The organism is Nocardia sp. X0981 (assembly GCF_977089955.1).
The window spans coordinates 4,053,645-4,079,726 of the sequence record NZ_OZ372435.1; the positions used below are offsets into that span (position 1 = coordinate 4,053,645).

Below are 26,082 nucleotides of genomic sequence, written 5' to 3' on the forward strand. Positions count from 1 at the left end.
AAGATCTCGTGATGGGACTTCATATCGCGCCACATCAGCCGGGCCAGCGGGCCCCGAGGTCTGCGCAGTAGGCGGTCGGTGAACAGATCGAACAATGACAACGTGGTTTCCTGTGGTGATCGGGGTGGGACGGTTCAGCCGAGGGATCCTGGTCGAACCGGCATATCGCCGAAGATGCTCCGGCGTGCCATCGGGCGGGCGAGTACGTTGTGCGGATAGCCCGGCGCGACGACGGACACACCGTCGAGGCGGGCGAGATGGTGGTCTTCGAAGGTCAGGTTCAATGCGCCGAGGCTGTCGTCGAACTGCGCGCGTGTCCGTACGCCGAGGGCAGGCGCGGTGACCCCGGGCCGATGCAACAGCCAGGCGAGGGCCACCTGCGCCGGTGACCGGCCGAGTTGCCGGGCGATCTGGACTACGGTCGCCGCGATGGACAGTGTCCGCGCGGTGAGACCGCCGTTGGCGTCGATCAGATCTCGGCGGGTATGTCCCAGCGCCGGTCGACGGGAATCAGCGGAGAGATCGGCCTCGGTGTACTTACCAGTGAGCACGCCTCCGGCCAGTGGCGACCAGGCGACCACGCCGAGACCCAGCTCGCGCGCCATCGGGAGCATGTCGTGTTCGGTGGTGCGTTCGGTCAGGTTGTATTCCAGTTGTACCGCGATGAGCGGTGTCCACCCGCGCAGATCGGCGATCGTCTGCATCCGTGCGATCTGCCAGGCCGGCGTGTTCGAGATGCCCACGTACAGCACCTTGCCCGCGCGCACCAGATCGTCCATGGCCCGCATGATCTCCTCCGGTGGGGTGAGGTCGTCCCACATGTGCAGGTAGAGCAGGTCGAGGTAATCGGTGCGGAGCCGGCGCAGCGCGGCTTCGACGGAGGCGATCATGTTCTTGCGATGGTTGCCACCGGAGTTCGGGTCGGCCGGGCGCCGCAGGAGGGTGTACTTGGTGGCCAGGACGAGCGCCTCGCGATCGGCGGCGGCGAATTCGCCCAGCCATTCCTCGGCGGTGCCGTTGGTGTAGTTGCCTGCCGTGTCCAGGAAATTGCCGCCCTGGGTGAGGTAGGCGTCGAAAATGCGCCGCGCCTCGAGCTTGTCGGCTCCCCACCCCCAGTCGGTGCCGAAGGCCATCGTGCCCAGTGCCAGCGGCGAGACCCGCAACCCCGACCTGCCCAAAGTCCGGTAGCAGTCGAGCGCATTCCCATTGTTGAAAATCGTTGTCATTGTCGTTTAGCGTAAGCGCGTTGAGTTCGCCGAGCAAGGGCTGGAGATGCCGACAACAGAAGATGAAGTGCGGCGGTGCGCCGCAACAGTTCTGGGGATAGATGCGAACGGCATCACAGGCCATATTCCGTTGCAGGAATACGGGTTGGACTCTTTCCTCGCGGCGCGTCTGCACTTGCGTCTGGCCGAGCGGACGGGAATCCGGGTACCGCTGGAGTCGTTCGTGGGAGCCACCGTCGGGTCGCTGGCCGCGGAGGTCGACAAGCGCCGCGACGGCGCGGGGACCGTGCAGCCCGAGATCGGCCTCGCGGTGCCGGCTCCGGCAACCGAGTCGGTGACGGAGGGGGAGTTGACCGCCATCCAGGCCTCGTACTGGGTGGGCCGGGAAGCGGGTATGCCGCTCGGCGGGGTGGCCACCTTCTATTACTTCGAATTCGACCGTGACCCCGCCCGTTTCGTCACCTCGGATCCGCACGCCGAGATCGCCGCGCTGGAAGCGGCATGGAACCACGTGGTGGCCCGACACGATATGTTGCGCGCTGTCGTCACCGACGACGGTCGTCAGCGGGTACTGCCACCGGGACAGCGTTACCGGATCGGGGTCGGCGATCTGCGCGGCTCCGCCGCCGACGCCGCCGCGGCGCTGGCCCGGTTACGGGATGAGAAGTCCCATCAGGTCCGCGATTGCGCGACATGGCCCCTCTACGACATCCACGCGACGATCCTGCCGTCCGGTGCGCTGCGGCTGTTCATCGGCTTCGACATCATCGTGCTCGATATGGCGAGCTGGAACCAGCTCATGTGGGAGTGGGGTGAGCTGGTGGCCGACCCCGATATCGTCCTCCCACGCCCTTCGACGTCGTTCCTGCGAATTCTGCGTGATCGTCGTACCATCGACGAATCGCGTCGCCGCCGTGATCGCCTGTACTGGCAGGAACGTGTGACGGCGCTGCCGCCGGGACCACGACTGCCCTATGCCGTGGCCCCGGAGACCATCCACCGTCCTCGCTTCCGCCGGCACGAGGCGCGATTGGCGCCGGAGCACTGGTCAGCCCTCGGCGCGGCCGCGAAGAAGCGCGGTCTCAGTCCCACGGCGGTGCTGCTCGCGGCCTTCGGCGTCACGTTGGCGCGGTGGGGAGCAGGCGAGGCATTCTGCCTGAACACCACGCTCTTCGATCGCCCCGACAGTGTGGAGGCCGAGGGAGTCGTCGGAGATTTCAGCACCACCGCGCTGGTCGAGATCCCCGAGGTGAACCCCGGAGAGTGGCAGGGCTTCGCCGAGTTCGCCCGGCGGGTCAATACGCGCTTCTGGGCCGACCTGGAGCATCGCTCGTACAGCGGCGTCGAGGTGCAGCGCGAGCAGGCCGCCGATCTCACCCCGCGCTACCCTGTCGTGTTCACCAGCGGTGTCGGGCTCGGTAGACCCGACAGCCCGGCCGCGGGCTGGTTGGGTGACGAGACGTTCGGAGTATCGCAGACACCGCAGGTCACCCTCGATCACATCGTCTGGGACGAGGCGGGCGGGCTGCGACTGGCCTGGGATGCCGTCACAGAGGCATTCGCACCGGATTTCGTCACGCGGATGCTCTCCGCCCACGAACGCCTGCTGCGGCGACTGGCCGAGGACGAGGACACTTGGGACGCGGTCGACCTTGGCTGGAACCCCCATTTCGAAGGGGTGCGACCACTGCCGGACGGTCTCGGGACAGGGCTGCTCGCACAACCGCAGCACCACCGGACCGCAATGCGGCCGGATGCCACCGCGGTGGTGACCACCACGGGATCGCTCACCCATGGTGAGCTGGCTGCCCGGGCGCGTGCGGTAGCGGGCAGGCTCCTCGCCGCCGGCATACGTCCGCACGATCGAGTGGCCGTCGTCGCGGCGAAGTCCGCGGAACAGATCGCTGCTGTGTACGGGATACTCTGGGCGGGAGCAGTATTCGTGCCGGTCGAACCGGACTGGCCCGCCACGCGGATCGCCTCGGTCTGTGGCCGGGCCGGAATCGCGCACGCCCTGGTCTCCGGCGTCGTGGAGCTTCCCGAAGGCATCAGAGTCCATCCGATCGACGACCTGCCCGCGGCGGTCACCGTCGCCGAACCGATAGCCGTCGCGGACAGTGATCTGGCCTATGTCATCTTCACCTCCGGATCCACGGGGGAGCCGAAGGGTGTCGCGATCGAGCATCGTGCGGCACGGACCACGATCGACGATATCAACGACCGCTTCGGTATCGGCCCGGACGACCGGGTCCTGGCACTGTCGGCGCTCAGCTTCGATCTATCGGTGTACGACCTGTTCGGTGTGCTCGGGGCCGGGGGAGCGCTGGTGCTTCCGGACGCCGACCGGCTGCGCGACCCCGGCCACTGGTGCGAGCTGGTGGGCGCCCATCGCGTGACGGTGTGGAATACCGCACCAGCGCTCGCCGAGATGCTCGTCGAGTACGCCGAGGCCGATCCCGCGGCGGCGGCGCGGCTGAGCTCGCTGCGGGTTCTCCTGCTGTCCGGTGACTGGATACCGCTGTCGTTGCCCGAGCGGCTCCGTGCGGTGATCGGCGATCACGTGCGAGTGATCAGCCTCGGCGGTGCGACCGAGGCCGCCATCTGGTCCATCTGTTACCCGGTGCAGGAGGTGCGGTCCGAATGGACGAGTGTGCCGTACGGCAGGGCGTTGCGTGAGCAGTTCTTCCTGGTCCTTGACGAAGAAGGGCACCCCTGCCCGGTAGGTGTCCCCGGCGAATTGCACATCGGCGGTGCGGGGCTGGCCCGCGGGTACGTCGGTGACGACGAGCAGACCGCCCAGCGGTTCATTCACCACCCGCGGCTGGGCCGGCGGCTGTATCGCACCGGTGACCTCGGCAAGTGGCGCCCGGACGGAACCATCGAGTTCCTCGGCCGCGTCGACCGGCAGGTGAAAGTGCGCGGCCATCGCATCGAGCTCGGCGAAATCGAGGCCGCGCTCGCCCGGCATCCGGCAGTGCGCCGATCGGTGGCCGCCGCGGTACCGGGGGCGGACGACCGGCCGCGATTGGTCGCCTACCTGGTCGCCGGTGAAACGCCTTTCGATACCACGGAACTCGCCGAGCACGCCGCACGGCTGCTACCGCGTTATATGGTGCCGTCCCGCTGGGTGACGGTCGAGGCACTGCCATTGACCTCGAACGGAAAAGTCGACCACTCCCGGCTACCGAATCCCTTCCGGCGGTCCGGCGTAGAACAAGAGCCCGAATCATCGGACCGGTCCCGTCCGGATACCCGGGAGACGACCCTCGGCGATCGGCCGATGCCTCCGCGCATCGCACCGGAGGTGCAGGGGCCGGTGCCCTCGAGAGTTCCCGGCGACACCGCGGTCACCCGGAACGCCGGCTCCAGAGGTTTCGCGGACACTCCCGGCAACGCTGCCGACTCGACGAGCCGAACCGGCGACCACTGGCTGTTGTATGTGGCGCGCGAAGCGGAAGCACTGGGGCTGTCTGTCACATTGCGTCCGGAAGCGGTCGACGGGGCTACCGCCACTGACGCCGGCGACTGGGTACGCCGGCTGCACACGGCAGCCACGGCGCACGGGGTGATCGCCGAGGTGCGGGTGGGGGTCACCGCCGAGCTCGTTCTGCGCCCTCCGACGACTCCGGTTTCGGCCGACCGTGTCCGGATCGAATCGATGGTCACCCAGGTTTTCACCGAGCTGCTCGGTCCCGAGCCGGCGACGACCACGCCGTTCCACGATCTGGGCGCCACCTCTCTCACGCTGGTCCGTGCTCACCGCAAGCTGCGGACACTCACCCCGCTGCTGACGGTGCCGGACATCTTCCGGCTCGGCACGATCCGGCGATTGGTGGACTGGATCGTCGAACACACCGCGCCGGATCTTCCAGCGCGCGAGACCGTGACCATCGATCTCACCGGCGCTGCGGCCCGCGGTCGCCGCCGGCGCGCCCACCGATCGAATGCGAGGCTCGCCGATGTCGTTCACTGACACCGTGCACCGGTTGCGCGCCGCCACAGCACGCGCGGCCGACCGCAGACAACGGTTCCGCGCCCGGACCGAACACCGGCCGGGCACCCCTACCGAAATGCAGGTATGCGTCGGCCGGCACACGTTCGTGGTCGACGAACCCGTCCCGGCCGGAGGCACCGACGCCGGACCCGACCCGATCGGGTTGGCGTTGGCCGCGCTCGGCGCCTGCCAGGCCGTGACCTATCGGTTCCACGCGGCGCGTCTGGGCATCGAGATCACCGCGCTCGCGGTGGATGTCGACGCCGATGTGGACCTCGGTGGCGTGTTCGGGCTCACCGACCCGGCACAGCCCGAACGTATCCGGGTCCGCGCCAGGCTGGCCGGGCCCGACCCTACCCGTTATCGCGAGCTGCATCGGCTCGTCGAAGCGTCCTGCCCGGTACTGGCCATGACACGGGGCCGGTTGATCGTGGACTCGGAACTGGAGATCGAATCGTGAACGACGACAATGCCATCGCCGTGGTCGGGATGGCCTGCCGATTCCCGGGTGCACCGGACATCGCCGCCTATTGGGACCTGATCGCTTCGGGACGGGAGGGTTTGACCAGGTTCGACGATGCCGAGCTCGTGGCTCGGGGAGTGCCCGACGACCTGCGCGAGCACCGTAACTATGTCCCGGTCGGGGCGGTCATCGACGGCCAGGACCACTTCGACCCGGAGCATTTCGGCGTCGTCGGCCACGATGCCGCGCTGATGGATCCGCAATTGCGTCTACTTCTGGAATGCGCGTGGGACGCACTGGGCGACGCCGGTCACCGCGGTGGCGCGGGACCGGGCGCGGTCGGTGTCTTCACCGGGGCCTCCCGCAGCGACTACCTCGAACACAACCTCGTCGCGTATCGGACCGGCGCCGAGCGGGACCCGCTGGGCCGCCTCCAGGCGGAGACGGGCACCCTCACCGACTACTTTCCGCAGCAGATCGCCTACCGTCTCGGGCTGACCGGCCCGGCAGTAGCCGTGCAGGCCACCTGCGCGACCTCGTTGGTGGCAGTGCACGTGGCCGCGCAGGCGCTGCTGGGGGAAGAGTGCGATACCGCGCTGGCCGGGGGCGCCTCGCTGATCGTTCCGCAGGGACGTGGCTATCTGCACGTGCCCGACGCGATCTTCTCCGCGGATGGGCACACCCGGGCGTTCGGGGCGGATAGCACCGGGACGGTGCACAGCCAGGGCGTCGGCATGGTGGTGCTACGACGCCTCGCGGATGCCCTCGCCGACGGCGACCCCATCTATGCGGTGATCCGAGGCAGCGCGGTGAACCACGACGGCGGCGGTAAGGCGGGTTTCACCGCACCCTCCGCCGCGGGTCAGGCGCGAGCTGTCGCCGAGGCGCTGGCGGTCGCCGATATCGGAATCGATGCCGTCGATCTCATCGAGGCGCACGGTACGGCGACCGCGCTCGGCGATCAGATCGAATTGTCCGCGCTGGCCGCGGTGTTCGGTGAGCGGACAGCGGCGGAGCCGATCGCTTTGGGGTCGGTGAAAAGCAATATCGGCCACACCAACAGCGCGGCCGGTATCGCGTCCCTGATCAAAACGGTGCTGGCGCTGTGGCACCGACGACTCCCGGCGACATTGCACGCTCGTCCGGCTCATCCGGAGCTGGAACGCCTGCGCGGGCTTCTCGAACCTGTGGAGCAGACCCGGGACTGGCCGGAACGCGACGGCACCCGGATCGCCGGAGTCAGTTCGTTCGGCATCGGTGGCGTCAACTGCCATATCGTCCTCGAACACGGTCCCGGCCAGGACGGACAAGGCCAGGACGACTCGCGCGCCCAGTTGCTGCTCGTCTCGGCCGCCGGGGAAGACGCCTGTCGCGCCCAGCTCGACCACGCTGTCACCATCGCGGCGGCGGAGCGAGCCGATTACGCCTACACGGCCTCGAGCGGCCGACATCCGGATTCCGGTTGGCGGGGAGCCGCCCTACTGACGGACACATCTGCCGGCCCCCACCCGGCTGCCATCGGCCAGGTACCGAACGGCCGGCCCGATATCGTCTTCGCTTTCCCCGGCGCGGGCGCCCAGTACTCGGGAATGGGCGCCGGTCTCTACCGCGACGAGCCGGTCTTCGCCGAGTGGATCGATCGATGCGCCGAAGCCGTGCGGCCGGTGCTGGACTACGACATCCGCGAGATCGTCACCGGCCGTGCCGACCGCCGCGATGTCGACAATATCCGCTACGGTCAGCCCGCCTTGTTCGCCGTATCTCTGGCGACCGCGGCGACCTTGCGCGGCCACGGGATCGAACCGGACGGTGTGGTCGGCCACAGCCTGGGCGAATACGCGGCCGCAGTAGTCGCGGGTGTCCTCGATCCGGCCGACGCCGCTCATCTGGTGGCGGTGCGGTCACTGGCGTTGGCCGCGGCAGCACCCGGTGCGATGCTGGCTGTCGCGCTCGCCGAGGAGGATCTGCGTACCGCGCTGACCCGCTATCCGGAACTCGCGCTGGCCGCGGTGAACGGGCCGACCGCGTGTGTGGTCTCCGGTCCCGTCGCGATGATCGACGCGTTCGCCACGGCGCTGGGACGCGCCGCGATCCAATGCAGCAGGTTGCGCGTCGACTCGGCGCTGCACTCACCGGCGGTGGCCGCCGCGGTCGAACCGCTGCGAGCGGCAGCCGCATCCGTCGCGTTCGCACCGGCCACGCTGCCGCTCTACAGCACGGTGACCGGTCAGCGGGCCCATACGCTCGACAGCGAACACTTCACCCGGCACCTGCGGGAGCCGGTCCTGTTCGCCTCCGCCCTGCGGGCCGCCACGACCGCGGCCTCTACCAGCGTCGTCCAGGTAGGACCCGGCAGCGCACTCGCCGCGCTCACGCGGCGCAACGAACTTCCCCGGCTGGCCAGGACGCTGACCACGCTGCCGGATGCCGCGGAGGCAACCGGATCGGACCGCGCGGTCATGCTCTCGGCGATCGGACAGCTGTGGTGCGACGGTGCGGATGTCGATGTGGTGGCGCTACACCGCCGGCGACGGCGCGTTCGCCTGCCGGCCTATCCGTTCCAGCGGCGCCGTATCTGGATCGACCCGCCCACTGCCACCGAGGTGGCACCTGCCGGACGTGGCGACCTCGCCGACACCACTGCCGCGCCGCCGACAGAGAGCGTGACCGCTTCCGCACCGGAGATCCGGCCCGACCTCGCGACGGTGGGCGCCCGAGCTTCGGACACCGCCGGGCACGAGCAGACCCCACGGCCGACCATCCCCGCGCTGCCGGTAACGAACGGCGCCACGGCGGCCGCGGATCACCGCGATGGGAAAGAGCTTGTCGCCCGCGCGGATTTCGCGATACCGGAGGAGGATGCCGTCGCTGCGCTGTGGGCGGAGACGCTCGGTGAGACGGTGGCTACCCCCGAGGCCGATTTCTTCGCGCTCGGCGGCACCTCGATGCTCGCCACCCGCATGCTGGACATTCTCAACGAGCGCGAACACACCGATATCCGGATGCGTGAATTGCTCTCCCACTCGACCGTGGCGGACTTCGCCACGTTGTTACGGGACCGTCGACCCGCTACGGCAGCCGGAACCGGATCACCGGCGCCCGCGGCGACAAGCGTCGATATTCCGGTGCCCGCGGCCCCCGCTATCTCGGTTGCCGAGGACCCGACGTTCCCGCTCACCCGGGTACAGCACGCGTACTGGGTGGGGCGGTCGGGCGCGTTCGGCCTGAGCGACGTGTCATGCCATATCTATCTCGAATACGACTGCGCGGATCTCGACCTGAGCCGCTACGAGCAGGCCTGGAACCGTGTGATCCAGCGGCACGAGATGTTGCGCGCCGTGGTCACCGAGGACGGCAGGAATCGGATTCTGCCCGAAGTCCCCGATTTCCGGATCCGCCGTCACGACCTCACTACCTCGGCTCAGGAAGCACGGGAAGACACGCTCGCCGAGTTGCGGCGCCGGCTGTCGCACCGGGTGCACCGGCCCGACCGCTGGCCTCTGTTCGATGTGCGGGCCGCGGTCTTGGACTCCACCACCACCCGGTTGTTCATCGGCATCGACGCGCTGATCTGCGATGCGGGTAGCTTCCTCGTTCTCGATCGCGACCTGCGGACGTACTACACCGACCCGGCCCCGGTTCTGCCTCCGCTGCCGACCCGGTTCTCCGACTACGTGGCACATACCGAGGCCCGTGCCGATTCGGCCGACCGCCACCGGGCGGCCGCGTACTGGCAGGAACGGATGGCCGAGTTGCCCGGCCCGCCGAACCTGCCGACGCATACGCGCACCCAGACCCAGCCCTGGTTCGGGCGGCGGGAGGCCCGGCTCGATCCCACGGAATGGCAGCGGCTGCGCAGCCTGGCCGCCGAACACGGTGTGACCCCATCCGCTGTGCTGCTCACCGCTTACGCGGATGTGCTCGCCGCCTGGGCCGGGGACGACCGGTTCACCCTGGCGCTGACACTGATAGACCGGCCGGTGGCCCTGCCCGGGATCGACTCCGCGATCGGTGACTTCACCACGCTGCTGGCCCACGAGGTGGACCGCGCCGGTGCGGGGTCGTTCACCGAACGCGCTGCGCGCACCCAGCGGCAGCTGTTCGACGATATCGATCACCGCGAATACTCGGCCTTGGATGTGCTGGCCGAACTGTCCACCCGCACCGGGCAGCGACGGCTGCTGCCAGTCGTGTTCACCAGCGCCCTCGACGTGGTCGACCTGGTCGGTGGTGCCCCCGATCTGGAGTGGGCCGGCCGGATCGTGCACGGAGTGAGTCAAACTCCACAGGTGTGGCTCGACCACCAGGCGTTCGTGCACGCCGACGGCCTGCAATTGCAGTGGGATGTGCTCGAAACCGCGCTCGATCCCGTGGCGGCCGATACCGCGTTCGCCTCCTACGTGGAGTGGTTGCGCCGACTCGTCGCGGATCCGCAGGCGTGGACCGCCGCCGATGCCGGCGCTGCTCGAACGGGCCAGGACGAAGAGGTCACCGAGGTCGTCGGTGACATCTGGAATCAGGTGCTCGGGCTGGAACCCGGATCGGTGCGCCCCGACTCCACTTTCGTGAGCCTGGGCGGCGACTCGGTGCTCGCGGTCCGCATGGCCACCATGGTCCGCACCAGGCTCGGTGTCGCGGTCCCTGTGGCGGATCTCGTGGGCGATCTGTCCTTCGCCGAACTCGCGGTACTGATCGATGAACGCCGCGCCGGTATCTCGGCCGCCGCCGTCGAACTGGCCCGTCGAGAAGATCCGACCGCGCCGTTCCCGCTGACACCCCTGCAGCAGGCGTATTGGGTGGGCCAGCAGCACGGGTACGCCCTCAGCTACGACTCGGCTCACAACTATGTCGACTTCCGGCTTTCGGGTATCGATCCAACCCTGCTGGATACGGCGGTGCACCGGCAGGTGGAGCGCCAGCCCATGCTGCGGGCGGTTCTGCTGCCCGACGGCACCCAGCAGGTACTGCCGGAGGATGATCCGCGACTGTCCACGCTGCCCATCACCCATCTCGACCTACGGGGGGCGAGCACCGGCGAGATCGATCGGCAACTCGGCGAGGTCCGGTCCGCCCTGCAGCGCAGTGGTCCCCGGATGGACCCCTGGCCGTTCGCCGTGACCGCCGTCCGGCTACCCGGTGACGAGCTGAGCCTGCACATCGTATGCAGCCTGCTCGTCGCCGACGGATGGTCGGTGCAGTTGATGTTCACCGAACTGTTCACCTATCTCGACGATCCGAACACGGTACTGCCGCCACTGACCGCCCACTTCGGCGACTATGTCGCGACCATCGCTCGCCAACGCGACGAACCCGAGTGGCAGGCGCAGCGCGAGTGGTGGTGGGAGCGGATCGACGATCTGCCCCCGGCTCCCGCCCTGCCCTTCGCGGTGTCGTTCGATCAGGTGAGTCCGGAGGTACTGGAACGCCGGGAATTCCGGGTGACCGGTGAGCAGATGGCGATCCTGCGCAAACACTGCGCCGAATACAACATCACCCCGACAGCCGCCTTCGCCACCTGCTGGGCCCTGGCCCTGGCCCGGCTCGCCGGGCACCGCCGGTTCCTGCTGAATGTGCTGTACCTCAACCGGCTGCACCTGCCCCGAGATCTCGATCACGCCATCGGTCCCTACGCGGGTACGGTACTGCTCGATATCGCCCTGCCCGAGCAGCCGACGTTCCTCGACGCTGCCCGGCATGTGCAGGAAGCCACCGCCACGATGCTCGACCACGGGCAAGTCGCCGGTGTCGAGGTACTGCGGGAACTCGCCCGGCGCCGACGCGACACCGCCCCGCAGGCGCCGGTCGTCTTCCACAGCACCCTCGGGCTGCACCCACCGGGTGGCACCCCGGACACGGTGGAGGTCCGCCAGTTCTACCAGCGCGTGCGCACACCGCAGGTAGCCCTGGATATGCAGGTCTTCCAATGGGATTGGGACGATTCGGTGGCAGTGAATCTCGACGCCGTCGCGGAACTGTTCCCACCGGGCGTGCTCGACACACTGTTCGCGGACGTGTGCGACAACGTGACCGCGCTCGTCGAACGGCCGGACACCTGGATGACACCAGTAGACGTGCCCCAGCTGGAACAACCGGCTCGGCGCAGCGACGTCCCTGCTGCGGCGCCGGTCGGTGGTGCGCCCGCGACCGGCACCGAACGGGCCATCGCCGAACTCTGGCAGCGGATTGTCGATGTCCCCGGCGAAATCGACCGCGACACCGACTTCTTCACCGCCGGAGGAGACTCCGTAAACGCCATCCGCATGCTCAACCGGTTGCGTGACGAACTGGGCCTGGTGGTGACGCCGCGCGAGTTCCTCGCCGATCCGACCTTGGCCGCCGTAGCTTCGGTGGCCCGCCACGAGGCACCGCAACCGCCGGTTCCGCGTGACTGTCTGGTGCCGCTGCGCGACGGTACCGGCCGGCCGTTGTTCCTGATCCACCCCACCGGCGGCGATGTCCTGTGCTATCTCGACCTGGTGCGGATGCTCGATACCCGCGGACCGGTGATAGGAGTCCAGGATCCGGAGCTCGCCGGAGCGCCGGCGCCGGAAACTATCGCTGAAATGGCGCAGGTGTACGAAGCGGTGATACGTGCCGAGCAGCCGGTCGGCCCCTACCGCATAGGCGGCTGGTCGATGGGCGGAATCCTCGCCCACGAGGTGGCTCGGCGCTTGCGGGCCGCGGGCGCGACGGTCGAGGCGCTCGTCCTGATCGACTCGAACATCGCCGACCGGATCCACCACGTCGACGGCGCCCGGTTCTGGATGCGTTACCTCGGATCGCTTGCCGCGTTCCTCGATCTGGAGATCGGCATGGATATCGTCGATTCCGAGTTCGATCGAAGCCCCGACGCACAGCAACGCGCCGAAATCCGGAGAAGACTCGCGGCCGCCGGGCTCGTCGATCGCGCGAATCCGGCCGACCAGCGGCTCAAGGAAGACATCTTCCGCCGGCATCTGCGGGCACTCGGCAGTCATCACACCGGGGACCTGGACGGTGACGGACTCGAACTGTTGCTCGTGCGGGCCGATGTTCCGGCACCGCACAACTCCGGCGTCGGGATGGGCGTCGACGACTGCGGTGACCTGTCGGACCTCGGGTGGGCCGCATACACCCGCGTCACCATCGACAACCGGCCGGTCGCGGCGCACCACTACGCGCTGCTGCGGCCACCGGCCGTCACCACGGTCGCCCACTTGATCTCGGAAATGCTGGCCGGCCTCGACGATTCGGAGACACCGTGACCGACGACTATGCCGCCGCCGCGGAGTTCTACGACCTCATGGCCACCCCTTATGTGGCCGCGGTGGAACCGGTGCTGACTCGACTGCTGTCCGAGGTGGACACGATCGCAGGCCCCGTGATCGATATCGGAGCGGGCACCGGACTGTCCACCGTGCTCGTCGCCGAGGCCCTGCCCGACGCCCGGATCGTGGCGGTCGAACCGGCGGCCGCGATGCGGGCCGTGCTGCTGTCGCGATTGGCTGCCCGCAGAGACCTGCGCGAACGGATCACAGTGCTACCGAGCGGATTCCTTCGAACCCCCCTGCCACAGCAGTGTGCGGCGGTGGTGGCACTCGGAGTGATCGGGCATTTCGATACCGCCACCCGTCCGCGGGTATGGGCCACGATCGCCGCTGCGCTCGCCGCCGGCGGTGACGCGGTGGTCGAGGTGCAGCGCCCCGGCAGGGTCGACGCCTCACCGGAACGGCGCTACACCACCGCCCGGGCCGGTGACCTGCGTTACGAAGGCTGGAGCCGAGCCGATCCAGTGGACGCGGAGTCACTGATCTGGCGGATGACCTACCGCGCCTACCGAGGTGAAGACCTGGTGCAGGAGGTCCACACCGAACACCACGTCTGGCCGGCGGACGCCGATCGGCTGACCGCCGAGGCGCGCACAGCCGGACTTCGTCGGGTCGACCTCGATGAGGCGACCGGTCTGCTGCGGTTCACCCGCTGATACCTACCCCGTATCCCGTATCCCGTATCCCGGAGCCGCAGCCGCTCCGGACCACTCGAGCCACAGAGGACAACGCAATGACCGATGACGCCACCACAGTGGTACTCGCCGCGGTCGGTGACCTGCTGCCGACCTTGAGCAAACGCGCACGCGACACCGAAGAGGCCCGGCGGATCCCGGCCGAATCCCTCACCGAGCTGACCGCCACCGGGTTCTTCGGCCTGCTCCGGCCCGAACGGCAAGGCGGGTACCAAGCGCACCCGGCCCACTTCTACACCGCGGTCACCGATCTGGCCTCGGCCTGCGGGTCCACCGGATGGGTGGCCGCGGTTCTCGGTGTCTCCCAGTGGAATCTGGCGCTGTTCGACATCCGTGCCCAGGACGACGTCTGGAGCGCCGGCCCCGACACACCGATCTGCTCCTCGTACGCCATGACCGGCACAGCCGTCCCCGTCGAGGGCGGCTACCGGCTCCGCGGCAGCTGGGGGTTCGCCTCCGGGTGCGACCACGCCCGATGGGCACTGCTGGGCGCGCGGGTGATCGTCGACGGGGAACCGGTGGATTCGGGCACCTTCCTCGTGCCCGCCGACGACTACACCATCACCGATGTGTGGCAGGCCATCGGACTGCGAGGCACCGGAAGCAACGATATCCTCGTCGAGGATATCTTCGTGCCCACCCATCGGATGCTCGGCTCCGACGCAGTCACCGCGTGCCGCACACCCGGACAGCAGTTCAACGGCGGCCCGCTGTACCGGATCCCGTTCGGCTGCCTGCACACCAGCGCTATCACCGCAGCCGTCGTGGGCATGGCTCGCGGCGGTTACCGTGCCCATCTCGAACAGCAACACGACCGCGTCCGCGCGGCCCTGCCCGGTGATGCGCGCAAGGACACCGGCTACACCGGTGACGCCTTCCGGGACGACCCCGCCACCTTGGAACGGATCGCTTTCGCCGCCACCGAGATCGACGCGGCCTGGCGGCAACTGGCACACAATATCGACGACCTGCACCGCCTGGCCTCGGCGGAGCGACCGATCGGACCACGTGAGCGGCTACGGCTACGCCGCGATCAGGTTCGCGGCACCGAACGTGCCGTAGCCGCGATCGACCGGTTGTTCGAGAACTCCGGTGGCCGCGCGTTGCGACCCGACAGCACAGTCCAGCGTTTCTGGCGTGATGTGCACGCCGGACGCGCGCACGCGGCCAACGACCCCGAACGCGTCTACCGGATGTTCGCCGCGTCCGAGCTGGCAGCAGTGTCCGAGGCGCGGACCTCGTGACCGAACAGCTGATCTCCGTACTCACTCGACACCCCTGGGTGGGTTCGGCGCAATGGGACCGGAAGCACGGCGCTCTGATGGTCCGCCCGGCCGCGGACGCAGTCGCCGTGCGACCGGCTCCCGGGGCCCTTGTCGCCGAGTACCTCGAGCACTGGCGACATGTCTATGAGTTCGTGTACTCGTCCGACGAGCTGCGGCACGGCGACGACCTCGATCTCTCGGGCTGGCGCGCCTCCGATACCGGTGCGCCGTTCTCCCGTGAGCACATGCTCGAATGGATCGAGCACGCCGTCGGACTCGTGCGCCGGGGGAACCCGCGTTCCGTTCTCGAAATCGGCTGCGGCAGCGGACTCCTGGCACACCGCCTGCGCACGTTCACCCGAAGCTATGTGGGACTCGACCCGGCCGGACCCGTCGTGCAGCGGTTACGCGCGCGGCAGCTACCGAGCGTCTCGGTAGTGCAGGCCTCCGCGCACCACCTCACCGATGTCCGAGTGACAGCCGCGGTAGAGCAGCTGGCTCCGCACGGCCGACCCGACTGCATACTCCTCAACAGCGTCACCCAATGCTTCCCCGACGAGCGCTATCTCACCGCAGTGCTCGACGACGCGCTCGACCTGGTGGCGCCCGGAGGCACCGTCGTCATCGGCGATATCCGCAACCTTGCCACCGCCTACGATTTCGCCCGATGGCTGGAGCAGGCCCTCGGGCCCGGTCGCAGCGCCGAGGAGATCGACCGGTGCGCCACGGCGCGCGTAGACGCCGACGAGGAATTGCTCTGTGACCCCTGGATCTTCGCCGACCTCGCCCGCCGACACCCGCGATCGGTGCGCGCCGCCTATTACGCCAAGCCCATGCGCGCCGATAGCGAACTCACCCGGTATCGGTACGATGTGGTACTGACCGTCGACGCACCCTCGTCGGCGCCTGCCCGGACGATCCCGTGGCGTGACCTGCCCGCCCGCGACACCGCCGGGCGGCTCCGCGCGCTCGCCGATTCGGTACGACGGGAAACGACCCTGGTCACCGGTATTCCGAACGCGCTGCTCGACCACGAATCCGCAGAAGCGGTCGAACCGGCCCGGGTCGCGGCGGTGCTCCCGGCCGACTACGCGGTACTCCTGGACTCCGCCGACGGCCGACTGCTCGCGGCCGGCCGCCCCGAACACCAGCCGGACCCGACCGCCTGGCCCGACGACCCGCCGAACACGTTCTGCAACAACCCGTTCGCGCGATATCTGCGGCGCAGGATGCCGGAAGTGCTCACCGACTACCTCGAATTGCTCACCACCGCGCCGCCGCTCCCGCCCATTGCCGTCGTCCAGGAGTCCTCCGCCGCATGACCACCACCACACCGTCGAGCTATCTCACCGAACTCCGCTCCGCCTGCCGAGGCGCCGTCCTGACACCGGGCGAACCGGGCTACGACCGCGCCCGGCAGCGATGGAACTCGGCGATCGACCAACGACCGGCAGCGGTCGTCCGATGCACCCGGGTGCCGGACGTCCGGGCAGCGGTCACCACTGCCCAGCACCACGGGTTACCCGTCTCGGTACGTGGCGGCGGACACGAAGTCGCGCAGCATCCCGCAGCCGACGGCTCCCTGCTGCTGGACCTTTCGGGCCTGAAAACCGTCACCATCGACCCGTCCACCCGGCGAGCCGTCGTCGGGGCAGGTGTCACGTGGGCCGAATTCGACCGTGTCTGCCATCGTCACGGACTGGCCGTGACCGGAGCGGACGTGTCCACGGTCGGCGTGGTTGGCTCCGCGCTCTGCGGTGGCAGCGGCTGGCTCCAGCGCATCGCCGGATTCACCTGCGACAGTGTCCGCTCCGCGCAGGTCGTGCTGGCCGACGGACGGCTCGTGCACACGAGCGGCGACCACCATCCGGACCTGCTGTGGGCGCTTCGTGGTGGCGGCGGCAACTTCGGCATCGTGGTCGCGCTCGAGCTCGAGCTCTACCCGATCCGACAGGTGCACGCGGGCACATTACTGTTCCGGCTCGACCGAGGACCCGGTGTCTTCCGAACATTCCAAGAGCTGTGCGCCGAGGCGTCCGACGAAATGGCACTGCGCGCCACTCTGCTGCACTGGCCGCCCACCGCCCCGGAAGGACCGCCCATGGCCGCGGTCACCGTCGCCCACTTCGGCGCCCCCGACCGAGCGCGAACGGAACTGACGGCGCTGCGCCGGTTGGGCGAGCCGGAACTCGATCTCATCCGCCCAGTGACCTATCCAGAGCTGCAACGCAACACCGAACAAGCGTTCCACGAAGGACACGGCACCGCGACCGGCACCGAGTGGCTCCGCGCATTCGACGATGATGCCGTCGACGCGCTCGTCGAGCTCGCGGCGCGGATGCCGACTCCGTACTCACTGGTGTCGGTCCATCGACTCGGGGGCGCCCTGCAGCGTATGCCGGTGGACGCGACCGCGTTCGGCTATCATGACGCCGCCTACCACGCGGTCATGTTCTCCGGTGGTCCCGCCGGGACCGACCTCACCGCTTCGCGCGCCTGGATCGCCGAGGTGGTGGACGCGCTGCAAGGATGCTCCGCGGGCGGTCCCTATATCGGAATCCTCGACGACACCGCCACACCCGAGCGTGTACGCCGCGCCTACCACCCCGCGTCCTATCCCCGCTTGCAGCGGGTGAAGACTCGCTACGATCCCGAAAACACGTTCCGCTGCAATCACAACATCCCACCGCTGAACGAGGCACCGTGACCGGCGACGAGACACTCGCGATCGCCCGGCAGGCCGCCGAGTCGGTCGCGTATTTCGATGCTCGCCAGTGCCTCGCCGCCCGCGCGGACCTCGATCTGTTCGGTCTAGGGGCCATGGCAGCAGTACTGCGCCCCGCGCTGTCGAGGCCGGAACCACGCACCGAGGAAGACCTGGTCGCCATGCTGCAGGTTGCGCCGCGGCACCGTTGGTTGCTGCGGCGCTGGCTCGCCCTGCTCAGCACACACGGATGGCTGGAACACGAGGCGAACAGGGGGTTCGCCTCGCTGCGAGCGGTACCCACCCCTCAGCGACCGGATCTCGAGCGGGCCTGCGCCGATCTCGGCTTCCCCGCGCAGCTCACACGGTTCTTCGCCGACGCCAACCGGCATGCGCTCGAGCTGCTGCAGGACCGGGTGCTGGCGCAGGAACTGTTGTTCCCCGACGGCGATCTCCTCACCGCCGAGGGAGCGTACCGGGACAACCCGGTGAATCAGTACCTCAACGCCGCGGCCGCCGGGGTTATCACACGAGCGGTGGACGAACTCTCCGGCGATCGTCACCCGGTACGGATCCTCGAACTCGGTGCCGGGGTCGGCGGCACCACCGCGGATCTCCTCCCGCAACTCGACGGCCGCCCGGTGGAATACCACTTCACCGATGTGTCGTCGTTCTTCCTCGATGCCGCCCGTACCCGTTTCGCACATCACCCAGGGCTGCGGTTCGCCTTGGTGGACCTCAATGCCGAACTCCCACCGCCCCGATCCTTCGATATCGTGCTGGCCGCCAATGTGCTGCACAATGCCCACCACTGCCGAGTGGCCCTACGTCGGCTACGCGAGTTGCTCCGCCCCGGCGGACACCTACTGGTGATCGAGTCCTGCCGGGAACACCCCCAACTGCTCACCTCGATGCACTTCCTGATGTCACCTCGACCCGGGGGAGTACGCCCCGGCGTCGACGATGTGCGCGCGGGCTCCGACCGCATCTTCCTGACCGAATCGCAATGGCGGGCCGAACTCGTCGCCGCCGATCTCGCGCCCTGGCTCGTACTGCCCGGGCCGGAGCAGCCGCTGGCCGCGCACGGCCAGCGGATCTTCGCCGCCCGGACACCGCACTGACCCGAGGATCGCTCGCCATGCGCATTCACCCGACCGTCGGTCGCCGATACACCGCCACAGACCACTACGAAGTCGGTCGCGAGAAGATCCGCGACTTCGCCCGCGCCGTCCAGGATTTCCATCCGGCCCACTGGGAGGACACCGCGGCCCGCGACCTCGGACACCCGGGGCTGCTCGCGCCGATCACCTTCGCCTCCGCGGTCACCTTCCCGGCGCATCGGAAGCTCATGCGCGCGGCGCTCGACGGCTACGATCCGGCGCACCTTCTCCATGTCGAGCAGGAAATCCGCAGTAACCGCCCGGTGACGGCAGGCGACCGGCTGACCCACGACATCACGGTGGACTCCCGCCGGTCCACGTCGGCAGGTGGTGAGCTCATCGCTCTCACCACCACTATCCACGATGACACCGGAGCTGTCGTGCAAACCGTGCACACCACCCTGGCCGGCCGCGACCACGGCAGTTCGCCGACCGCGGAAGCGCTCGCCATGCTGGACCTTCCCGGACCCGAGACCATCCGGACTCCGCCATCTCCGGAAGCCGCCGACGTCCGGCCGCGAGGGAGTGCCCGACGCACCGCCGTGCCGGACCTCCGCCAAGGGCAGGAGTTCCCGCCGATAACAATGCGACTCACCCGCGGTGAACTCGTCCACTACGCGGGCGTCTCCGGCGATATCAATCCCATCCACTGGCACGATGCCGCCGCTCGGCACGCGGGTCTGGACGCCGTCGCCGCGCACGGGATGCTGACCATGGGACTCGGTGCGGCCTGTCTGAGCGAGTGGCTGGGTACGGCGGACCGTGTCGTGGCCTACTACGTCCAATTCGCCAGACCGATCGTACTCGAGGCGCATCGGCCTGCGGATGTCACATTTCGAGCGGTGGTCCGGTCCATCGATCCGGTTGCGATGCGTGCCACCATCTCGCTGACTGCTCACTACTCCGATACGCCTGCCTTCGGCGCTGCCTCGGCGACCGTCGGGCTGGTCTGACGACACCGTCTGCGGTGCGGCCTGTACGCTTCCCCTCGAGGCTGTTGACCCGCTGTGCGCATCAACTGTGGTCGCTCAACCGGAGGAGTTTTCGCTGGTGGAGCGTGTGGGCGTAGTGGTCGATTCCCCTCCGGACACCAGTGCTAACCCACAGGGGGGCGGCGCCAACGATTGCTTTCTGTTCCATACGATGGAACCTCACCTCCAGTGGTCGGTGCAGCTTCGCCTTGTCTGCCGGGGCTCCGGCTGCTACATCGATACGGGGGCGAAGGTGTCGTTGTCGAGGGCAGCTGTCTGGATCATCAGGAAATCCTATCGTTACCGAGGGCGGGCATTCCCGGCGCGACTTCGTCCGCCGGGGCGAAGGAACTGGACAGATGACAGCCGCCACGGCAGGCGTCGGCGACCACGCGACCGCTGCAGGCGGGCCCAGTGGCGACCGCGTCGTGCCCGGCATCGGTCATCCCCGGGCATTCGGTGGCGAGGAGTTCGTCGATATGGTCATGCGTTCGGAATGGTGGTGGTGGCGGCGTGTTCCGCAGCGCCTTCGGATGTCCCTCGGCGGAGGATCGCGTGGTGGTAACGATCACCGGCAACCGGGTGAAGGGCTGCTAGATTGGCCAGAGATCCGCTTTTCGGCATGCTGTTCTACGACCGTTCGAGTTGAAGAGGCGAGGCGATGAAAGCACTCGTCGGCTATGCCCCGGTGAGCGCCTGCGAATGCGGCGGCTGCTTCTCCAGTGGCGGGTCGGCCCGGCTGGTGACGACCCGTGAATTCGCGTTCGACGGCGGGAAGGGGTATTCGAGGCGCCGGACGAGGAACTCGGCGATGTCGTGAAGCGCTGATCCGTTTCGGTCGATCCGCCGTCGCTTCGCCGTGTGCCGTGGAGGAGGTGTGATGTACGACCCCGATCCACCGTTTCGGCCGATACGCCGGGTCGATGGTTACCTGCCTCTGGAGGATTACGGGCTGATCGGAGACGGCACGACGGCTGCCCTGGTCGGTGTCGACGGATCGATTCCCTGGCTGTGTATTCCACGGTTCGACGCCGAACCGCTGTTTTGCGGCCTGCTCGATAATGCTCGGGGCGGGACGTTCACCATCGCACCGGCGGAACTGCGTGAGGGCCGCCAACGCTATCTCCCGGCCACCGGGGTGCTGGAAACCGAGCTGCGCTGCGCCACCGGCGTCGTCCGGTTGACCGATGCGATGGTCCTGCGTTCAGGCGCCGACCTCGGCGAGGACGCTGCTGCCGACAGAGCGGAACTCGTTCGCAGCGCCCTGGTCATCGAAGGCCGGGTCCGTTTGGCCGTCGAATTGTTGCCCAGGGGCGGGGCCGAGGTACAGCCCGTGCTGAGCGGAATGGAGATCCGCCCGAGTACCCGGCCTCGTCTGCGGTTGCCTCTGCGGAGCAACCGGCCGATACCCGGCCTGCACGCCACCTTCACCGTCTTCGTCTTCCGCCGCCTCGGCTTCCACGGCGAGGCAGACGCGTTCCTCGGCTGGGCCCTCGACGCCGTCGAACGCGGGGACCGGCCGCGCATCATGTACCACCTCGACGGCGACCCGGTACCGGACGAGGTATCGGACGCCGGTCTCGAAGGTTACGGCGTTCGGCACCGGTCCGGTGGGGCAACGGCGCCGCCGATCAACGCCAGCACGACCTCTACGGCGAAATCCTCGATTGCGCCGACCAATGGCTGCGGTCCGGTGGCGAGCTGCAGCCTGTCCTCCGGGCCGGTCCGGCCGGTTTGGCGGAGATGGCCGGCCGCGCGTGGGCGCAGCCGGACCAAGGGATCTGGGAGGCCCGCAGCGAGGGCCGTGCGTTCACCTACAGTGCGGCGCTGTGCCACGTCGCGCTGGACCGGGCCGCATCGATCGGCGAGCGTTTCCGGCTACCCGGGCCCGTCGGCACGTGGCGCGCCACCGCCACGCACATCCGCGAGTCCATCTTGGAACGCGCCTGGAACGAGCGGACTCGGACGTTGAGCGCCCATCTCGACGGAGGTTCCGCGCTGGATGCCAGCCTGCTGGCGCTGCCGCTGCGCCGTGTCGTCCCGGCCGGCCATCCGCGCATGGTGGCGACGACGGCGGCGATCGCCGAGCGCCTGGACGCCGGCGGCGGACTGCTCTACCGGTATCTGCACGACGAATCACCCGACGGCCTGCCCGGCGATGAGGGCGCCTTCGTCCTGTGCAGCTTCTGGCTGATCGATAACCTGACTCTGCAGGGCCGTATCGAAGAGGCCGAGCAGCTCTACGACTCCCTGTGCGCCCGCGCCAGCCCGCTGGGCCTGCTCTCCGAACAGATCGACCCCTCCACCGACGCGGTCATGGGCAACTTCCCGCAGGCGTTCAGCCATATCGGCGTCATCGCCAGTGGTGTGAACCTCGCACGTGCAAAGGTGGCCGCACGATGATCCGACGACTTGTCATCTACGGCGGCACAGGTGATCTGGCAGGACGCTATCTCCTACCGGGGCTGGCCGCTCTCCACGAAACCGGTCGTCTCGGCGCGGGTTTCGAGTTCGTCTGCGCCGACCGGAAGGGCCGGGACGACGAACAGTTCCGGGCATGGGCCGCGACCCAGCTCGACCAGTACGCCCCGAACATCTCGGGCGACACCCGGCAGGCGATACTCACGGCTGCGCGATACCGGCAGGCCGATATACAGGACCCGGCGCAGGTTGCCGATACGATCGCCGGCGCGGGACCGGTGGCCGTCTACCTGGCCCTGCCGCCGGCGTTGTTCCCCACCGCGATCCGGACACTGCACGCCGCGCAGCTCCCGGACGGCAGCCGGCTCGTGTTCGAGAAACCGTTCGGCGAGGATCTGGCCAGCGCGGAAACCCTCAACCGGCTGCTGGCGGATCTCATCCCCGAACAGGCCGTCTTCCGGGTGGACCATTTCCTCGCCATGACCACTGTGCAGAACCTACTCGGCAGCCGGTTGGCCAACCGGGTACTCGAATCACTCTGGAACAGCGCGCATATCACCGACGTCGAGATCATCTGGGACGAGACGCTCACCCTCGAGGACCGCGCCGGGTACTACGACAGTGTCGGTGCGCTCGAGGACATGGTGCAGAACCATCTCCTGCAACTGCTCTGCCTGGTAGCCATGGAACCACCGATCACCCTGTCCGAACGCGATCTGCGCGACCGCAAGGTCGACGTCCTGAGATCGATCCGCCCCCTGACCGACGACGATATACCGCACCGTACCCGTCGCGGCCGATACAGCGCCGGCGTGATCGGCGATCGCCACGTCCCCGCCTACACCGACGAGCCCGGCGTGGACCCGCGACGACGCACCGAAACCTTCACCGAAGTCCACTTGCGGATCGACAACTGGCGATGGGCCGGTACGAACTTCGTGCTGCGCACCGGCAAAGCTCTCGCCGTCGACCGCAAGGAGGTTGCCATCCACTTCCGTCCGGTCCCCCATATGCCCTTCGGCCACCACGGGACGACAACACCGAACGTCCTGCGGTTCGGACTCGACCCCGAAAACCTCACTCTCGCCCTCACGACCATCGGCGCTGCCGTGGACACTCTGGTCCCGGTCACCATGACCGCACCGATCCAACCGCCCGACCTACCCGCCTACGGACGGCTCTTGCTCGACGTGCTGCTCGGGAATCCGGCCCTGTCCATCCGCGGGGACGAGGCGGAAGAGGCCTGGCGGGTGGTCACCCCGATCATTTCGGCCTGGTCGAGAGATTTGATACCGCTCGACGACTACCCCGCCGGTTCACTGGGCCCGGCGGTCGGCCGCGGCTGATGGACAGCTTTGCGGCCGTGGAAGCGTCCGATGCCCACGTTCACCATGTGTAGTGGAAGGTTTGCCGCAGCGGACAACCGGGTTCGTGGTCTGTGATCCACCCACCGGGAGGAAGAAGGTGTCACTGGTAGCTCGCGGTACCTCATGGTGACACCGTCTCGGAGTCGCGACGCTGGTGGCCGACCGCCCGCACCGCTGTGTGGCCGGTGGTAGTTGTAGGTGTATCCAGCCTTCACGGTGGAAGCACGTCGGTTCGTGTGATCGCTGGCGTCACGATGCGCTCAACCGGGCGCGGTGCGTCTCGCACAGTTCCCAGATCGTGTTGCGCGTGCGTTCGTCCAAGACAGCATCGGGCCACGGGGTCGGAATGGCCTTGGTGTTGAAGTAGGTGCCGTTGGTGTTGCGGACCTCGGGGCTGGTCGCGAGGTGAATGCTGGACCGTGTGGCCTCGATCAGCGCCTTGTGGCCATAGAGCACCGGCATCGCCAGCCGCAGCAGCGGCACGATCGGACGAGCCAGCGGCGGGTAGGCGCCGATGGTGAGGTCCCTGTTCATCGAGGTGTACGCATGTCCGGGGTAGGCCACGTTCAGCGTCACCGGCGACCCTTCGACCTCTTGGGCAAAGCGGTAACTCATCGCCATCTGGGCCAGCTTGGTCTGGTTGTAGAAGGACAAGCCGACGTAGGACTTCTCACCCTGGAGGTTGTCCAGGTCGATCCGGCCCTTCGGGATGCCGCCGGTGATGTTGATGACCCGACCCCCACCCGAGGATGTCAGGGCCGGCATCAGCCAGTGCGTGAGGCAGAACGGCGCGACCACGTTGACCGCGAACGCAGTCTCGATACCGTCCTCGGTCACCTCACGATGAGATCTGGTCGCTCCCGCGTTATTGATCAGCACGTCGACGCCACGACTCCGGGTGCTGACCTCCTCGGCGAGGCGCTTCACGTCGCTGAGCCGGGACATATCGGCAGTTATCGCCTCGACTCGGCGGTTCCCGCTGGAGCCGCGGAGCTCCTCCACGGCGGCATCGGCGCGGTTCTTGTCGCGCCCGACGAGGATCACGCGTGCGCCCAGGTCGGCCAACTGCCGCGCTGTCTCTTTCCCGATCCCTCCGGTGCTTCCGGTCACCAGCACGGTCTTGCCATCCACAACCATCACTCCACTCCATCGATTCCTGTCACTTGGTGACACTATAGTCATTGAGTGCATAGTTTTAGTCTGAGTGCATGAGTGAGGGACTGAGGGAACGGACCCGGCGAGCCGTGCGGGCCGAGATCGCCGAGGTAGCCATCGACTTGTTCACCCGCCAGGGCTTCGAGAACACGACTGTCGATGAGATCGCAAGCGCGGCCGGTATGACCAAGCGCAGCTTCTTCCGGTACTTCCCGACCAAGGATGACGTCGTCTTCGAGGGCGTCGACCTCACCGGCGGGGACGTGGTCGCCGACATCGCCGCTCGACCTGCCGGCGAAGACCCCTGGGAATCTCTACATCACGTACTCCGCGCTCGGCAGGGCGAGATCCATGCCAGTGAGCAGGTCCTGGTCACGTTGCGGCTGATCGAGGCTACCCCCGCGCTGATAGGACGACTCCACCAACGACGAGCGGAGTGGCGACGGCGAGTCGGTGACGCGCTCGAGGCTCGCCCGGGCGTCGAGATCGACGCGTACGCAGCGGATCTGCTGATCAACGCCGCGACCGCTGTACTGGATGCCGTGTCCAGTCAATGGGTGCGATCAGGCGGCAAAGCGGACCGCTCCAGTCTTCTCGACCAAGGATTCCTCCACGTCCACGTGGATACCGACCCGCAGTAGGTGTCCACTCCTCAGGGCGTCGGCTACTCGTCGCCGACGTCCTGCTCCGCAACAACCAGCCCACAGAGGGCGGCGCCAACGAGTGTTTTCTGTTCCAGATGATGGAACCGCTCCTCCAGTTCCAGTGTTCGGTACAGCTTCGCCTTCTCGTATTCGCTCGCATCCGAGACCATGCCTCTGACCGACCAGAACCGATCGACGGGGTAGAGGCTGATTTTCTGGCTGTCGGCGCCCGCAGTGCGGACTACGCGGATGTCGCCGAAAGAGTCGATGAGTTTGCGGATCTCCGTTTCGGTGCGCCGATGTATGGCGGGGAGAGCAACCGGTTCTGCTCGAGCATCGGAATGTATACCTCTGCGGCGCTGTGCCTTACGATCGACCGGTGGCGGGAGTGTCTAATTAACGGTGGATCTCAATGATCAAGGGAGAGAAGCCAAGTGAGTGACACGGCAGCCGAGGATGAGACGGTGACCGCGCAGGCCGTCACATCTGGCGCAGCGGAGGTGTCGGACGAGCAGTTGATCGCGATGCTGGTCGACCGGGCCCGCACCGACGGTCTGCAGCTCAGTGGTGAGGGTGGTCTGCTGCAGCAGCTGACCAAGCGGGTGCTCGAATCCGCTCTCGAAGGCGAGGTCACCGACCACCTCGGCTATGACAAGCACGACCCCGTCGGACTGAGGGGCCCGGTGGATTCCGGACAGCGGCCTGAAAGG

The 26,082-nt window shown here is 68.0% G+C and carries 17 protein-coding genes and 2 pseudogenes; 15 read left to right on the forward strand and 4 right to left on the reverse strand.

Going from position 1 to position 26,082, the window contains the following annotated elements; translation table 11 throughout:
* Positions 1-134: 134 nt before the first annotated feature.
* Positions 135-1,226: an aldo/keto reductase gene (locus tag ACYR7D_RS18190; protein WP_459545768.1), complete on the reverse strand. Its 1,092-nt coding sequence runs from the start codon at positions 1,224-1,226 to the stop codon at positions 135-137.
* 46 nt (positions 1,227-1,272) lie between these two features.
* On the opposite strand from ACYR7D_RS18190, the gene ACYR7D_RS18195 reads away from it, so the two are divergent.
* The 11 genes and pseudogenes from ACYR7D_RS18195 to ACYR7D_RS18245 form a co-directional block, all read left to right on the forward strand.
* On the forward strand, positions 1,273-5,199 hold the full coding sequence (locus ACYR7D_RS18195) for an amino acid adenylation domain-containing protein (RefSeq protein ID WP_459545769.1): 3,927 nt from the start codon (positions 1,273-1,275) through the stop codon (positions 5,197-5,199).
* Positions 5,186-5,680: an OsmC family protein gene (locus ACYR7D_RS18200; protein WP_459545770.1), complete on the forward strand. Its 495-nt coding sequence runs from the start codon at positions 5,186-5,188 to the stop codon at positions 5,678-5,680. Before ACYR7D_RS18195 ends, ACYR7D_RS18200 begins: the two co-directional genes overlap by 14 nt.
* Positions 5,677-12,927 carry a condensation domain-containing protein gene (locus ACYR7D_RS18205; RefSeq protein WP_459545771.1) on the forward strand — a complete coding sequence of 2,417 codons (7,251 nt, stop codon included), beginning with the start codon at positions 5,677-5,679 and terminating at the stop codon, positions 12,925-12,927. The genes ACYR7D_RS18200 and ACYR7D_RS18205 overlap by 4 nt, the downstream gene beginning before the upstream one ends.
* Complete coding sequence (locus ACYR7D_RS18210) at positions 12,924-13,646, forward strand: class I SAM-dependent methyltransferase (RefSeq protein WP_459545772.1); 723 nt, start codon at positions 12,924-12,926, stop codon at positions 13,644-13,646. The genes ACYR7D_RS18205 and ACYR7D_RS18210 overlap by 4 nt, the downstream gene beginning before the upstream one ends.
* A gap of 77 nt (positions 13,647-13,723) precedes the next feature.
* Positions 13,724-14,929, forward strand: a complete 1,206-nt coding sequence (gene hsaA / locus ACYR7D_RS18215) for a 3-hydroxy-9,10-secoandrosta-1,3,5(10)-triene-9,17-dione monooxygenase oxygenase subunit (protein WP_459545773.1) — start codon at positions 13,724-13,726, stop codon at positions 14,927-14,929.
* Entirely contained in the window at positions 14,926-16,272 is a 1,347-nt protein-coding gene (locus tag ACYR7D_RS18220; RefSeq protein WP_459545774.1) for a class I SAM-dependent methyltransferase, read from the forward strand. Before hsaA ends, ACYR7D_RS18220 begins: the two co-directional genes overlap by 4 nt.
* Entirely contained in the window at positions 16,269-17,657 is a 1,389-nt protein-coding gene (locus ACYR7D_RS18225; RefSeq protein WP_459545775.1) for an FAD-binding oxidoreductase, read from the forward strand. The genes ACYR7D_RS18220 and ACYR7D_RS18225 overlap by 4 nt, the downstream gene beginning before the upstream one ends.
* Positions 17,654-18,775, forward strand: coding sequence for a class I SAM-dependent methyltransferase (locus ACYR7D_RS18230; protein ID WP_459545776.1), 1,122 nt, complete (start codon positions 17,654-17,656; stop codon positions 18,773-18,775). The genes ACYR7D_RS18225 and ACYR7D_RS18230 overlap by 4 nt, the downstream gene beginning before the upstream one ends.
* Positions 18,776-18,792: 17 nt before the next feature.
* The gene (locus tag ACYR7D_RS18235) at positions 18,793-19,767 is read left to right on the forward strand and encodes a fused (3R)-hydroxyacyl-ACP dehydratase subunits HadA/HadB (protein ID WP_459545777.1); all 975 of its coding nucleotides are present in this window, start codon (positions 18,793-18,795) and stop codon (positions 19,765-19,767) included.
* Between the two features lie 679 nt (positions 19,768-20,446).
* Positions 20,447-20,605, forward strand: a complete 159-nt coding sequence (locus tag ACYR7D_RS18240) for a hypothetical protein (RefSeq protein ID WP_459545778.1) — start codon at positions 20,447-20,449, stop codon at positions 20,603-20,605.
* 60 nt (positions 20,606-20,665) lie between these two features.
* Positions 20,666-21,037, forward strand: a pseudogene (locus tag ACYR7D_RS18245) (trehalase-like domain-containing protein); the annotation flags it as partial.
* On the opposite strand, the gene ACYR7D_RS18250 reads toward ACYR7D_RS18245, so the two are convergent.
* A complete protein-coding gene (locus ACYR7D_RS18250) occupies positions 20,990-21,388 on the reverse strand; it encodes a hypothetical protein (RefSeq protein WP_459550331.1) in 399 nt (132 codons plus the stop codon). The pseudogene ACYR7D_RS18245 and the gene ACYR7D_RS18250 overlap by 48 nt on opposite strands.
* Between ACYR7D_RS18250 and ACYR7D_RS18255 the strand changes: the two genes are divergently transcribed.
* Together ACYR7D_RS18255 and ACYR7D_RS18260 are read left to right on the forward strand one after the other, a co-directional pair.
* Entirely contained in the window at positions 21,352-22,188 is an 837-nt protein-coding gene (locus tag ACYR7D_RS18255; protein ID WP_459550209.1) for a glycoside hydrolase family 15 protein, read from the forward strand. The two genes, ACYR7D_RS18250 and ACYR7D_RS18255, sit on opposite strands and share 37 nt — an antisense overlap.
* Entirely contained in the window at positions 22,185-23,552 is a 1,368-nt protein-coding gene (locus ACYR7D_RS18260) for a glucose-6-phosphate dehydrogenase (RefSeq protein WP_459545779.1), read from the forward strand. The genes ACYR7D_RS18255 and ACYR7D_RS18260 overlap by 4 nt, the downstream gene beginning before the upstream one ends.
* Before the next feature lie 270 nt (positions 23,553-23,822).
* Here the strand turns inward: ACYR7D_RS18260 and ACYR7D_RS18265 are convergent, their stop codons facing one another.
* Positions 23,823-24,704 carry an SDR family NAD(P)-dependent oxidoreductase gene (locus tag ACYR7D_RS18265; RefSeq protein ID WP_459545780.1) on the reverse strand — a complete coding sequence of 294 codons (882 nt, stop codon included), beginning with the start codon at positions 24,702-24,704 and terminating at the stop codon, positions 23,823-23,825.
* Between the two features lie 77 nt (positions 24,705-24,781).
* On the opposite strand from ACYR7D_RS18265, the gene ACYR7D_RS18270 reads away from it, so the two are divergent.
* Positions 24,782-25,369, forward strand: a complete 588-nt coding sequence (locus tag ACYR7D_RS18270; RefSeq protein ID WP_459545781.1) for a TetR family transcriptional regulator — start codon at positions 24,782-24,784, stop codon at positions 25,367-25,369.
* A gap of 23 nt (positions 25,370-25,392) precedes the next feature.
* Here ACYR7D_RS18270 and ACYR7D_RS18275 read toward each other — a convergent pair whose 3' ends face one another.
* Entirely contained in the window at positions 25,393-25,542 is a 150-nt protein-coding gene (locus ACYR7D_RS18275; protein ID WP_459545782.1) for a hypothetical protein, read from the reverse strand.
* 264 nt (positions 25,543-25,806) lie between these two features.
* Here ACYR7D_RS18275 and ACYR7D_RS18280 point away from each other — a divergent pair.
* Positions 25,807-26,043 (forward strand): annotated as a pseudogene (locus ACYR7D_RS18280) (IS256 family transposase); the annotation flags it as partial.
* Positions 26,044-26,082: the final 39 nt, after the last annotated feature.

Excerpts from the sequence above, each read along its gene's own strand:
- ACYR7D_RS18270 (WP_459545781.1), top strand. The coding sequence starts at position 24,782 with ATGAGTGAGGGACTGAGGGAACGGACCCGGCGAGCCGTGCGGGCCGAG.
- ACYR7D_RS18190 (WP_459545768.1), bottom strand. The coding sequence starts at position 1,226 with ATGACAACGATTTTCAACAATGGGAATGCGCTCGACTGCTACCGGACT.
- ACYR7D_RS18225 (WP_459545775.1), top strand. The coding sequence starts at position 16,269 with ATGACCACCACCACACCGTCGAGCTATCTCACCGAACTCCGCTCCGCC.
- hsaA (WP_459545773.1), top strand. The coding sequence starts at position 13,724 with ATGACCGATGACGCCACCACAGTGGTACTCGCCGCGGTCGGTGACCTG.
- ACYR7D_RS18240 (WP_459545778.1), top strand. The coding sequence starts at position 20,447 with ATGAAAGCACTCGTCGGCTATGCCCCGGTGAGCGCCTGCGAATGCGGC.
- ACYR7D_RS18195 (WP_459545769.1), top strand. The coding sequence starts at position 1,273 with ATGCCGACAACAGAAGATGAAGTGCGGCGGTGCGCCGCAACAGTTCTG.
- ACYR7D_RS18200 (WP_459545770.1), top strand. The coding sequence starts at position 5,186 with ATGTCGTTCACTGACACCGTGCACCGGTTGCGCGCCGCCACAGCACGC.
- ACYR7D_RS18235 (WP_459545777.1), top strand. The coding sequence starts at position 18,793 with ATGCGCATTCACCCGACCGTCGGTCGCCGATACACCGCCACAGACCAC.
- ACYR7D_RS18275 (WP_459545782.1), bottom strand. The coding sequence starts at position 25,542 with ATGGTCTCGGATGCGAGCGAATACGAGAAGGCGAAGCTGTACCGAACA.
- ACYR7D_RS18260 (WP_459545779.1), top strand. The coding sequence starts at position 22,185 with ATGATCCGACGACTTGTCATCTACGGCGGCACAGGTGATCTGGCAGGA.